Annotated in this window: 11 protein-coding genes and 1 pseudogene; 4 read left to right on the forward strand and 8 right to left on the reverse strand. The window is 71.4% G+C overall.

The features are described from left to right. Positions 1-85: 85 nt before the first annotated feature. Positions 86-322, forward strand: a pseudogene (locus tag C3488_RS41770) (sigma-70 family RNA polymerase sigma factor); the annotation flags it as partial. 155 nt (positions 323-477) lie between these two features. On the opposite strand, the gene C3488_RS24270 reads toward C3488_RS41770, so the two are convergent. Both C3488_RS24270 and C3488_RS24275 read right to left on the reverse strand, forming a co-directional pair. Next, positions 478-1,026, reverse strand: a complete 549-nt coding sequence (locus C3488_RS24270; protein WP_258053622.1) for a carbonic anhydrase — start codon at positions 1,024-1,026, stop codon at positions 478-480. A 904-nt stretch (positions 1,027-1,930) separates the two neighbouring features. Then, positions 1,931-2,320, reverse strand: coding sequence for a VOC family protein (locus C3488_RS24275; RefSeq protein ID WP_103842745.1), 390 nt, complete (start codon positions 2,318-2,320; stop codon positions 1,931-1,933). A gap of 79 nt (positions 2,321-2,399) precedes the next feature. Between C3488_RS24275 and C3488_RS24280 the strand changes: the two genes are divergently transcribed. Then, positions 2,400-3,188 carry a TetR/AcrR family transcriptional regulator gene (locus C3488_RS24280; protein ID WP_103842747.1) on the forward strand — a complete coding sequence of 263 codons (789 nt, stop codon included), beginning with the start codon at positions 2,400-2,402 and terminating at the stop codon, positions 3,186-3,188. A 248-nt stretch (positions 3,189-3,436) separates the two neighbouring features. Here the strand turns inward: C3488_RS24280 and C3488_RS24285 are convergent, their stop codons facing one another. From C3488_RS24285 to C3488_RS24310, 6 genes are all read right to left on the reverse strand, one after another. After that, positions 3,437-4,177 (reverse strand): VOC family protein, encoded by a 741-nt coding sequence (locus tag C3488_RS24285; protein WP_103842749.1) that lies wholly within the window; start codon positions 4,175-4,177, stop codon positions 3,437-3,439. A 66-nt stretch (positions 4,178-4,243) separates the two neighbouring features. Further along, positions 4,244-4,798 (reverse strand): DNA-binding protein, encoded by a 555-nt coding sequence (locus tag C3488_RS24290; protein ID WP_103842751.1) that lies wholly within the window; start codon positions 4,796-4,798, stop codon positions 4,244-4,246. A 15-nt stretch (positions 4,799-4,813) separates the two neighbouring features. Next, entirely contained in the window at positions 4,814-7,105 is a 2,292-nt protein-coding gene (locus C3488_RS24295; RefSeq protein WP_103842753.1) for a helix-turn-helix domain-containing protein, read from the reverse strand. 286 nt (positions 7,106-7,391) lie between these two features. Next, complete coding sequence (locus C3488_RS24300) at positions 7,392-8,501, reverse strand: PP2C family protein-serine/threonine phosphatase (protein WP_258053623.1); 1,110 nt, start codon at positions 8,499-8,501, stop codon at positions 7,392-7,394. Between the two features lie 218 nt (positions 8,502-8,719). Further along, a complete protein-coding gene (locus tag C3488_RS24305) occupies positions 8,720-8,917 on the reverse strand; it encodes a hypothetical protein (protein ID WP_258053624.1) in 198 nt (65 codons plus the stop codon). A 488-nt stretch (positions 8,918-9,405) separates the two neighbouring features. Beyond that, the gene (locus C3488_RS24310) at positions 9,406-10,113 is read right to left on the reverse strand and encodes a FadR/GntR family transcriptional regulator (protein ID WP_103842756.1); all 708 of its coding nucleotides are present in this window, start codon (positions 10,111-10,113) and stop codon (positions 9,406-9,408) included. Positions 10,114-10,284: 171 nt separating this feature from the next. On the opposite strand from C3488_RS24310, the gene C3488_RS24315 reads away from it, so the two are divergent. Then, positions 10,285-11,526 carry a CaiB/BaiF CoA-transferase family protein gene (locus C3488_RS24315; RefSeq protein ID WP_103842758.1) on the forward strand — a complete coding sequence of 414 codons (1,242 nt, stop codon included), beginning with the start codon at positions 10,285-10,287 and terminating at the stop codon, positions 11,524-11,526. Beyond that, positions 11,523-11,888 (forward strand): enoyl-CoA hydratase-related protein (locus C3488_RS24320; protein WP_181139174.1); only part of this gene is annotated, 366 nt, incomplete at its 3' end. The genes C3488_RS24315 and C3488_RS24320, both read left to right, overlap by 4 nt.

Below are 11,888 nucleotides of genomic sequence, written 5' to 3' on the forward strand. Positions count from 1 at the left end.
CCGCACATGTCCCGCTCGCCCGGACACACCTGGAGTCGGGGCGTAGGCTCGCAAGAAACATGCGTCGGGGTCCGAGGGACGAAGTATGGGCGGAATGCCACAGGACGTCGGCCCGCGTCAGGACGTGGTCCTGAAGAGGGCCGCGCAGGCGGGCGATGTGTCGGCGCTGGCCCTGCTGCTGGAGCGGCACCGGCCCGGGATGCGCGCGGTGGCGGTCAGCCTGCTGAGGCCGGGCCCGGACGTGGCGCTGCGGCGGATCGTGGACATCCGCGATCCCGAGGCCGTGGGACCGTGGCTGCGCATGGGCGTCGCCAGCCGGGCGCCCGTTTTGTTCGGGGCTCTTAGAGCTCCGGGCAAAGCAGGTGCTGGGAAGGTGTACCCCGAGCCGTCGAAGTCACCGCCGCGCCCTGCGGCGGTGACGATCGGACGACTCCGGAGGGCTCCCGGCGACCTCCGTCCGGCTTCTCCGCGGCCGGTTCAGGAAGGCGCGCCGGCCAGGACCTGCACTTTGCCGGTGTCGAGTGAGTAGTAGGCGCCGACGACCGCCAGGGAGCCCCTGCGCACCAGTGGGGCGAGGTCCTGGTTGGAGCCAAGCGCGGTGGCGGTCAACTTGACCTGGGCTCGTGCCATCGTCTCGACCGGGTCGGCGCCGCCCTGCTTCACCGCCTGTTCGTACGCCGGCCGCAGAGCATTGACGATCGCCTGGAGGTTGCCGGGCAGAGGTTTCCCGTCACGCATGGACTGGTACGCCGCTTTGACGGCGCCGCAGCGTTGATGACCGAGGACGACGATGAGCGAGGTGCCACTCGTCATGGGTCCGTACTCGACAGAACCGGTGACCACCGGGTCGACCGCCTGCCCGCCCGTACGCATCACGTAGAGGTCGCCGAGCCCGGTGTCGAAGAGAAGCTCAGGCGGCACTCGGGAGTCGATGCACGACAGAACCGCCCCGAAGGGCTCCTGTTCCTGAGCCACGAACTGACGCCGGTCCGGATCCCGGTCGGGATGCTGAAGGTTTCCGCTCACCCAGCGTCCGTTGCCATCCATCAGCCTCGTGAACGCGGCGGCGGGCGTGGTCGGCCGCGGTCCGGGCGAAGCGGTGCTCTCCCGCGTGGCGGTGCTCCCCCGCGTGGCGGTGCTCGTCGACGAGCACCCCGCGAGCGCGACCGTGGCACTCGCGAGTGAGCCGGTGAGCAGAGCTCTACGGTTCGGACGCCCTGCTGTGCCCATCGGCCGTTCCCCTCTGTGCCGCGCGAACCCGCGCCTGACTGCAGGCCAGGCCGATTGTTCAGCGTGGTGGAGGTGGCCTGGCGGCAGGCACGCCTGGGCGCGGGCTGCTTTGCCCCCGACGGCCCACGGGTGAGACCGGCGATGACCGGCTCCCGTCACGGTCGATGTCGGCGAGCACGCGGCGACCGGGAGGTCGTCCTTCGAACGGGGCCCACGCCCGCAGGAGCGCGTCTCCTGCACCGCGGACGCCCGCAGACGCCCCGCGTCCGCGGCGGCTGCTTGTGGGCGCCTGGGCGGCGCCCGATGAAGGACACCAGGCACTTTTGGCCCCCGCGTGGCCCGCCGTCCCGGGACCGGCGGGCCGACGCTTCGAAAGGCGCCGTCGCGGGGTAACCGGAACATACGCCTCCGCTCCCCAAAACGGAAGACCCCTCGGACACTGGCTCGCGCGTTCGAGCAGCAGAGGTCCGTGCCGCCAAGGACTAGCGGGCGGCCTGCGGCCTTCGACGGCCCGGTCAACCGCCCGAGGAGTGGTGGCACCGGCCCTACGGACACCGGTGCTCGGCTTTGACGACAGGAACGGGGACCGCCCACCACGGACCCGAGGAACTCGACTGACCGCAGACCCCGCGGAGACGCCTGAACAAGCCGTCTCCACAAGGCACGCGCAACATCCGGTGACAGTCGGTCACTCAGCTTCTCATTGACCGGCGGTGGCGTTCCAGTCGACCAACTGGACGATCACGCCGTTGGGGTCCCGCACCTGGAAAGCCCGCTCGCCCCACTCTTCTTCGGTCAGCGGCATGGTGACCGTGACGCCTTCGGCACGCAGGCGCGCCAGTTCGGCCTCGAGGTCGTCGACGACGAAGGCGAGGATGAGTCCGGCGGCGTGTTCGTCACGCTGGTCTGCCGGGAGGGTCTGCAGGCCCCGCCGCAGGAAGACGACGTTCATGCCGACGTCGTCGCGCGTCAGCGACGCGAACCCGTCGGCGGCCATCTCCTCACGGAACCCGAAGTGCGTACGGAGGAACGCGCTGGAGGTCTGGACATCGTCGACGTTGAGTGACACGGCACTGGAAGTGACCTTCACAAGGGCTCCTTCATGTCGAGTTCTCTGTACGAAGTACAATGTACATCGTACAGAGATCGAATGCGAGAAGATTGGCCCCGTGCCTACCGACCGAACCAGCGCCGGCGACCCGGCCCGTACCCTGCAACTGCTCTGGCGTGAGGCCGCCCCCGACCGCGGCCGAGGGCCACGGCGCGGGCTGAGCATCGACGCGGTGGTCGAGGCGGCCACCGCCGTCGCCGACGCCGAAGGCCTGGACGCGGTGACCATGCGCCGCGTCGCCCAGGAACTCGGCGTGGTACCGATGACGCTCTACACCTACGTCCCAGGCAAGGCCGAGCTGCTCGACCTGATGCTCGACGCCGCCTACGCCCGCATGCCCCGCACGGACACAACGGGGCAGCCCTGGCGCCAACGCGTCACCGCCATCGCCGACGAGAACAAGGCACTGTTCGAGCGCCACCCCTGGGCCGCGGCCGTCTCCACCTCCAGGCCCCCGCTGGGACCGGGCCTGATGCGGAAGTACGAGCACGAGCTGTCCGCGTTCGAAGGCCTCGGCCTGAGCGACATCCACATGGACGACTGCCTCACCTACCTGCTCACCTTCGTCCAGGCATGCGCCCGCGCCGCCGCCGACGCCCGGGCCGCCCAGCACGACAGCGCCATGAACGACGAACAGTGGTGGCAGGTCAACGCCCCGCTGCTCGCCCGGGTCCTCGACCCCGACACCTATCCCACCGCCGTCCGTGTCGGCACGGCGGCAGGCACGGCACACGGCACCGCCTACGACCCCGAGCACGCCTACGCCTTCGGGTTGCGACGCACCCTCGACGCCTTCGCCGCCCTCATCGACGAGAGCCGCAACGCGAACACACCCACCTCGACGTAGAGCGTCAAGCGGGTGCCGGTCAGTGAGCCACGCCATGTCGGGGCGGGCCGCGGGCCGCGGGCCGCGGGCCGCACGAGCTCGACGGCCGGCCCGGCAGGATCTTCCGCGGCTGCGACGACGGCATGCATCCTGCACACCATGGTCCGCGAGATGCTCGGCGGGCAGATGTGGTGGGGACGCTCAGGCCGCTTGACTCAGCGCTTGGGTGGGCGAGTCGAGTGTTGTCGGGATGCCGTCGAGGCCCCGCGTCAGGGCCGAGCGAGCACGCAGAACTCGTGGCCCTCCGGGTCGGCCAGGCACGTCCACGGGACGTCGCCCTGGCCGAGGTCGAGGTCGGTGGCGCCGAGGGCCCGCAGCCGGGCCACCTCCGCTGCTCTGTCGTCGCCGGCGTACGGCAGCAGGTCGAGATGCACGCGGTCCGGCACGGTCTTCACGTCCGGCGTGCGGAGGAACTCGAGGTACGGGCCGACGCCCTTGGCGGAGCGCAACACCGCATGATCGTCGCTCACCTCGTGCAGGGTCCAGTCCAGCGCCTCACCCCAGAACCGGGCCATGGCCCGCGGATCCGCGCAGTCGACCACCACCGCGGCGATCGGCCCGGTGTCCCGGTAGATCTCCCGAGGCTCCAGCACGCAGAACTCGTTGCCCTCCGGGTCGGCGAGGACGGTCCACGGCACTTCGCCCTGGCCCACGTCGACGGGCATCGCACCGAGGCCCTGAAGGCGCGCGACCGTCTCCGCCTGATGGGCCGCAGAGGTGGTGGCGAGATCGAGGTGCACACGGTTCTTTGTCGTTGTCCTCGGTTCCGGGACGGGAACGACGTCGATGCCGAGGACGACCGGATCCGGCCAGACGAGGCCGCCGGCGGGTCCGACATAGGTGGTCACGCCGGGACTGTAGGCACTCCAGCCGAGCGCCTCCGCCCAGAACCGGCCGACCGCCGATGCATCGAGAGCCTTTATGTTCACCATCACGGGTCGCAGCGCCATGCCGGCGATCCTATGCACCCGCTGCGCGACGACATCAGCGCCGTCGCCGAAACCTCGTCGGTGCGCCTATAGGTCGAACTCCACATGCTCCACGTCGGTGAACTGCACCTCCAGGCCCTGGGCGCGGCGGCCGCGGTCACGGAAGTAGATCTCGCCCAAGCCCTCGGCTGCGATGTCACGCAACTGCTGCTCGGTGGCCCCCTGTTCCTGGGCATCGAAGAGACGCGCCGCGAACTCGGGGGGCAGCGCCACCGTCAGGTGCCGCTGCCGCGGGTCGTCGGTCGTGCCCGGGGCGGCGGTGTACCCGAAGCGGGCGCGGGTGTCGATGACGATGCCGGTCCTGCTGGCCGCCTGCTTCTTGGCCCGGGCTCGGACCTGCGGCTGCCAGCGTCGGCGGACTTCGCGCTCGAGCCGCTCGGCGAGCTCCGGTCTGGGCCTTCTGATCTGGTCCTTGACATAGCGTTCGACGGTGCGCTGGGTGATGCCGAGCAGCTCGGCCACCGGCCTGGTGCCCTTGAGCTGCTTGACGAGGTACCGCACCTGGGCACCGGCGCTCTTGGGAACAGGGCGGGTGAACGCCTTCTGCAGGACCTCTTCGAGGCCGTCCCCGACCGTGTCCATCGGTCAGCCCCTTTCCTACTCTCCGCCGTCGGTGGCGGTGACGTGGCCGTCCTTGATGTACCGGGCCAGGTTGAGGTCCTGGCCGTGCTTCTCGCGCACCTCTTCGGCCCACAGGGTGGTCTGGGTGCCCTCGTGCTTGACCATTCCCGGCAGGACGCCGAGCCGGAAGCTGCCGGGCACCGTCTTGCCGCCCTGGTAGGGCAGGACGTCCAGCGGGCCCGGTCCGTCGGCGGCGTAGACGGCGCAGTCCGACAGGATCGCCACAGGGTACCGTCCGGTGGCCGCGGCGAGGGCCAGCATCTTCCGGTGCATGTTGACACGGGCCCGGGAGATGACGGCGGCGCGGATGTCGGGCCGCCAGGTCGGCCGGGACAGTGCCGGCCACGGCCTGCCGGGGCGCCATCCGCCGCCGCGCGGGCGCTCCCTCAGTTTGCCGATGCCGCCTTTGACGGTCGCCTTGATCGCGGACAGGACGACCGCCATCTCCGCATCGCGCTGCTTGTAGCCGTCCATGGCCGTCAGGAACTCCTCCGGCGTCAGCCCCTCCGGCACACCGAGGTCGGCCATGGTGGCCACGTACGCGTCGCGGAGACGCTTGTACCAGCTGTCCAGGTAACGACCGCTCGTGGTTCGGACGTACGCCTCGAGGGGTGCGACGTCGTATCCCAGCTCGACGGCATAGGCCACGGTCGGCGTCGCGTACCAGGCCGGCCCCTCGGGCCGGTCACCCCTGGGGGTGAACGGGCTGGGCAGCAGATCCCCGTCGAGGTGCTTCCGCTCCTTGCCGACCAGCACGCGGGACAGGTCGACATGGGAGAGGTCGACCAGCCAGGAGCCGGGCAGCTTCGGGTCGAAGGTCGGGTGCTTCACGTGGACCGGTTCGCAGGCGAGACCGACGACCGCGCCGTTCGCCGCCGCGCCGAAGGCGAGGTTGACGTCGATGCCGACCACATAGCGCTTCAGGCACTCGTCGTCCGTGAGCGGCCGGGCCCAGTCGTACGCCTCCTCCAGCAGGATCTCGGCCGGGCCCCGCTGGTGGAACCGTGGCAGGTCGGCGAGGAGCGGGTGCCCGTCCGGCGCCTCGCACGGCGCGCAGTCCACCGGATGGCTGCCCAGCGAGCCGGGGTTGTGCTCGCTGTGACGGCGGCCGGCGGCGTCCGGTTCGCTCGCCCTCGTGGGCGGGTGCAGAGCGGTCATCAGCTCGAGGCCCGTCACCGCGGTGGAGCCGCGCGGAGTCATCACCCGCTGCGCGTAGGTGCCCAGGAGCCGGGCGAGCTCCGCCGGCGGAAGCTGCGCCGCGCCCTCCCAGTGGCGCGTGTCCAGGGCGTCCCAGGAGGGGATGCACAGCTGCACGCACTGTCGCCTGCCGTCCTCGGCCGGGCGGTAGATCCGTGCCCACGGCCCAAAGCCACGCTTGGTCAGTTGCCAGTCGGCCCGCTGCAGTTGCTTGACGGCCTTGTGGGAGTCGGGGATCCGCCCGGCGAGGCGCTCGTCCTGGGTGAGCCGGTCCGGCAGCCCGTAGCGCTCGCAGGCGGAGGCGGTGAGCACGAGCAGCGGATCCGCGTCCTTCCCCGAGCCGTTCAGGCGCGGCGCGCCGAGCCTGGCTTCGGTCAGGGTCCACTCGACCAGGGACGGCAGGGACTTGGCGGGTACGTCCAGGACGAGGCCGCCGACGCAGTATGCGAGGACCTGGCCGTCCCGGTCGGCGTCGACGACGGCGAGCGGGCCGTTCTCGAACCGCGGATCGAACTCGGTGGATGTGGGTGCGGTCGCAGTGGGCCTCCGCGGGGCGGCGGCCTTCTGCGGGGCGGGCTCCTTCGAGGAGGCCCTCTTCGCCTCCGGCCGGGTCGTCGACCGCTTTGTGGCGGCCGCCGGACGGGACTCCGCTGCGAGGGTGGGGTGCGACGGGAGGGTGGCGGCCGTCACGGCCGCAGCACCCGGCGCCTGCCCGGGGGACGGAGTCCGTTCCTCCGCCGGTGCGGCCCCCGAGGGCGCGGGCACGGTCGCGGACGTCTCGCCGGCGGGCGTGGCGGCTGCCGTGGCGGAGTCGGCGGAGTGGGCGGATTGAGCGGGGTAGAGCTCCGCGAGCTTCTTCAGCAGGTGCGCGTAGGCCTCGCGCTCGGGCGGCCTCGGTTCGGTCTTCCCGTTCTCCCAGCCGCTCACCGTGGCGCGCCGTACTTTCAACGCGCCGGCGACCTGATCCAGCGTCAGCCCGTGCGCCTGGCGCAGCCGCTTGCGTTCCTCCGGCGGCGGCAGCGGCGACGCGGACGCGATCAACGCCTCGACCGCCTCGAACAACTCCGACATGGATGACCTCCGGCCCCTACCCTAGCTCAGGTAACCGTACGGAACGCGTACGATCAGCGCACATTTCGCGCACGTACGGCTCACTCCGGTCCCTCAGGAACGCGACGCAGCCAGAGCTGTCGGGCGGACCCCGATCGCCTTGCGGGCGCGGGCACTTGCTCGCTGCCGGCTTCGGCGGCCACCCGCCCGAGCGCGGGACACGGAAACGGCCAGGCCTGGAAGGGACAGCCGTCCGGCCGCGCCCCACGTCGATCGCAGGCGGCGACGTACGAAGTGCCCTCTTCGGTCAGTGGCGTCCGTCCGTGGAGGAGGCGGTGGCCTCCCCCTTGGCCTCCCCTCCGTGTTCACCTCCTTGCGTCAGCCGTTCGACGAGGAGCATCGCCGCGTCGTCCGCCAGGCGGCCCCCGGTGTGGTGGATCAATCCCTGGTGGAGCTGGTCGAGGAACTCCGAGGGAGTGCAGGGGCGCACCGCTTCCATGGCCTCGTGCAGGGGGAAGAAGATGCCGTCAGGGCTGCGGGCCTCGATCACGCCGTCGGTGTGCAGCAGCAGACGGTCACCGGGCTCGAAGGGATAGTGCTCCGCCTTGGCCGGCGCAACGGTGAGGAAGTCCTCCAGGCCCAGGGGCGGCAGCGGCGAGGTGGGCATCAGTGCCTCGACCTTGCCGTTGCGCAGCATCAGCGGCGGTGGATGGCCGCGATTGACCACCTGGACCGTGCAGTTGTCGCACACCTGAGCGACGACGGCGGTGACGAAGTCCTCGGCCCGTTCTGCCTCATGACCTTGATCGATCACGTTTCTCCCGGTGCTCTGCCGCTCCAGTGCGGCCGCGCAGTGGTTCATCACCTCGACCAGTTCGGCGTCATAGTGCGCGGCCTCCCGGAAGGCACCCAGCACCGCGGCGGCCAACCGCACGGCGGGCAGTCCCTTGCCACGGACGTCCCCCACGATCATCCGGACCCCGTACCGGGTGTGCACGGCCTCGTACAGATCTCCCCCGATCTGGGCCCCCGTCTCCGCCGCGCGGTACATGCTGGCCATCTGCACCGGACCCAGCCGGGCGGGCACGGGCGGCAGGACCACTCGTTGCGCTGCCATGGCGACACGGCGTACCTGGTCGAGCTCGCTCTGCCTGCGCAAGCGCATGGTGTTGCTCATGACGATGCTGGCCACTGACACCACGAAGAGCGACAGGAGGTTGCTGTAGGCCTGGCCGGCCCAGCTGTCGTGGAGGGTCGCCGTGATCACGGTGACGGCAAGGGCTCCCGCCGCTGCCGAGAGGGTGCCTTTCGGCCCCATCGTGAGCGACGCCAGGGCCGGCATCGCAGCGAGGATGGGACCGGTGACCACGGCGTGTGCGGGCGAGAGCTCGATACCGAGGGCAAGCACGATGATCATGAACGGCACACACTGCGCGAGTCTGAGGAGGACCCCGCTGTGCCCGCCCGCTCCTGGAGGATCAGATGAGCCGAACAGCGACCGCATGGCTACAGCCTGCCTCGTCGAAGTCCCGTGCTCCACTCAGGACACTTGTCTCCGTCAGGTCCGCCGATCGTCGTCCGGCTTGCCGACGCCGGCCGGCCGACTTGCGAGCGCCTGCTCAGCGCCGGCTCGGATCAGGATCGGGGCGCAGGACGGGTGGGCTCCCGCGACCCGTCGGGTGTCAGCCCTTCGCCAAGTGCGGCGATCGCGGCGGGCCCGTGGCCGGCGGCGAGCGGTGGGGTGCGCACGTCGAGGTCGAGGTCGGGCAGGTAGCCGAGCAGGACGTCGGCCGGTCCCTCGATCCGCAGTCGGCCGAGTGCGGCCAGCAGCAACAGGCTCTCGGCCCGGCCGCGGCCCCCACAGGGCGGTTGCGGCGGCCAGCACCGCACCGGCCCCGAGGGCGTAGCGCAAGCCCGCCCATGGCAGCGCCTGTGGCCAGTTCATGTCCCTGGCCCGCCCCAGTACCTCGGCGAGCCGCCACCGGCTTCCCGTCACCACGGCCGTCCTCCGGTTCAGAAGTCCGCCTTCCGTCGCCAGGACGTGTGGCTTTCCCGACCGGATGTATGCAGTGCCGCTTCGAAGGGCGGAGCGCCCCTTGTCAGTCCGTCACGTGCTCGTGGATGTCCCGGAGGTCGGTCATCGACGCCCCGTCGACAGGCCGCATCCGAAGGCGGCCTCCACGAAGCACTGGCGGTACGGCGCTTCGGCGCCGTGACACGGGGCGCGCTCCAGCGCCGGGCCGGATGCCGGAACGCTGCGGGACCAGCCGCCGCGGAGCAGGGACGCGGCGAACCCGGCGAGGAATACGCGTCCCCCGGCCCTAGCTCTCGCCGCCGCTCTGCCAGTCGAGCAACTTCACCCGGCCCACCGTGTCGATGTGCGTGTGCATGGCGCGCGCCGCCTCCTCCGAGTCGCCCGCGCGGATGGCCTCGGCGACCCTGCGGTGCTGTTCGAGGGAGCGGGCGGGGCGGCCCGGCTGGCGCAGGGACTCGGTGCGGCTCTCGGCGATGGAGAGGGAGATCTCCGCCATGAAATCCGCCAGCAGCGCGCTGTGCGCGGCCGTCGTGACCGCGGCGTGGAAGCGCTGATCCTCGTCGACGCCGAGCTCCCCGCGGTCGACCGCGTCCGCCATCGCGGCCAGTGCGGCGTCGATCTCGACCAGGTCCTGCTCGGTGCGGCGCACCGCGGCGAGGGCGGCGAGCTTGGTCTCCAGCGCGTCGCGGGCGTCGAGGACGTCCGGCAGCCGCCTGCGCCGGTCGATCATCGTCTCCAGCGGCTCCGCGTTGAGGCGGTCGCGCAGGAGGTAGGTGCCACCGCCGTGGCGCACCTCGACCAGTCCCTGCACCTCCAGTGCGACGATCGCCTGCCGCACCGAGGTCCGGCTCACCCCCAGCCGGTCGGCCAGATCCCTTTCGGGAGGCAGGCGGTCACCGGCCTTCAGGCCCTCCGTCGTGACGTACTCCCGCAGCCGTTCCACCACCTGTTCGTACAGGCGGGGCCGTGTCAGCGGACGCAGCGACTCACTCACCGGCGCAGATCCCCTTCCCGTGCGGTTCCCCGACTTCCCGGCACCCACCCTTGACAGCCGATCGGGCCCGCCTGACACTCTAGCCCACCGGCTCAGTGGTCCAGTGGTCCATCCAATTTGGGAAGGGCCTGATCACTCAGGTGTTCGCTCAGAGAAAGGCACCGTGCAGGCATGACCGCCCCGCCGCACAGCATCCCCGAGTCCGCCGCACCCACCCCCGACGCTCCCGGCGCTCTCGCCGGCATCCGCGTCCTCGACCTGTCCCGCATCCTGTCGGGCCCGGTGGCCACCATGGTCCTGGCCGACCTGGGTGCCGATGTCGTGAAGGTCGAGGACACCAAGGACGGCGACGACACCCGTCAGTGGGCGCCGCCGTACCAGGGAGACGAATCCGCCTACTTCCTCGCCGCCAACCGCAACAAGCGCGGCATCAGCGTCGACCTCAAGACCGACGGGGGACGCGCTCTCGTCCTGCGCCTGGCCGACCGCGCCGACGTGGTGGTGGAGAACTTCCGGCCCGGCACCGCCGACCGACTCGGCCTCGGCTACCGGCACCTGTCCGCCCGCAACCCGCGGCTGGTCTACGCGTCCATCTCCGGGTACGGGCAGACCGGACCATGGGCGTCCCGGCCGGGGTACGACGCGATCGCCCAGGCGCAGAGCGGCATGATGAGCATCACCGGCGAAGCGGGCGGCCCACCGCTGCGACCTGGCGTCGCCACGGCCGACATCGGTGCCGGCATGTGGGCGACGATCGGCATCCTGGCCGCCCTGTACGCCCGCGAGTCCACCGGCCGGGGCCAGCACCTGGACGTCTCCCTGCTCGACGGGCAACTGGCCTGGCTCACCTACGTCGCCGGCGGCTGGTTCGCCACCGGGAGGTCACCCGGCCCGCACGGCTCGGCCCACCCCACCATCGTCCCCTACCAGGCGCTGCCCACCGCCGACGGCCACCTGATGATCGCCGCCGGCAACGACAAGCTCTTCCAGCGCCTCACCGAGGCCCTCGGGGTGCCGGAACTGGCCGCCGATCCGCGCTTCGCCGGCAACCCCGACCGGGTGCGCCACCGTGACGAGCTCATCCCCCTCTTGGAAGCCGCACTGGCCCGGCACGGCAGCACCGAATGGGCTGCGCTTCTGGACGCCGCCGGGGTGCCGTGCGCCCCCATCGCGACCGTGGCGGAAGCGCTGAGCAGCCCTCAGGCGAAGGCCCGCGGCATGGTCGTGGAACTGGACCACCCCACGGTGGGACGGCTGAGCACCGTCGGCTCCCCGCTGAGACTCGGTCACACTCCCGCCCGCATCCGCAGCGCGCCCCCGTTGCTCGGTCAGCACACCGACGAGGTGCTCGCCGAAGCCGGTTACACGCCGGAGGAGATAGCCGACCTGCACGCGGCGGGAGCCGTCCGATGACCGGCACCGGGGCGGTCGGTGTGCGTCGCGAGGGGCGTACCGACGCCCGTCGCCACGGCACGGCCGGCCCTCGGCCCGACGGTGCGATCAGTGTCAGGCGCGACGGCGCGGTCGCCACCGTTCGCGTGGGCACCGGACGCCGGGCCAACGCCCTCGCCACCCGCGACTGGCGGGCTCTGGCCGACGTCGTCGACGCCCTTGCCCAAGACCCGTCGCTCGGCGCCGTCGTCGTCACCGGGCGCGGCTCGGCCACCTTCAGCGCCGGGTCCGACATGCGCGAATGGCTCTCCGCCGAGCCTGCCGAGGTCGACGCGAGCTTCGCGGCCATGGAGAGCGCGCTGAGCGCCGTCGAACGACTCCCC

Origin of the sequence: Streptomyces sp. Ru72 (assembly GCF_002920635.1) — a bacterium.
Lineage (GTDB): Bacteria > Actinomycetota > Actinomycetes > Streptomycetales > Streptomycetaceae > Streptomyces.

What these genes read in the sequence shown, in the direction of transcription:
- C3488_RS24285 (WP_103842749.1), bottom strand. Translation starts at nt 4,177, where the DNA reads ATGGCGCTGCGACCCGTGATGGTGAACATAAAGGCTCTCGATGCATCG.
- C3488_RS24290 (WP_103842751.1), bottom strand. Translation starts at nt 4,798, where the DNA reads ATGGACACGGTCGGGGACGGCCTCGAAGAGGTCCTGCAGAAGGCGTTC.
- C3488_RS24295 (WP_103842753.1), bottom strand. Translation starts at nt 7,105, where the DNA reads ATGTCGGAGTTGTTCGAGGCGGTCGAGGCGTTGATCGCGTCCGCGTCG.
- C3488_RS24300 (WP_258053623.1), bottom strand. Translation starts at nt 8,501, where the DNA reads ATGATCATCGTGCTTGCCCTCGGTATCGAGCTCTCGCCCGCACACGCC.
- C3488_RS24315 (WP_103842758.1), top strand. Translation starts at nt 10,285, where the DNA reads ATGACCGCCCCGCCGCACAGCATCCCCGAGTCCGCCGCACCCACCCCC.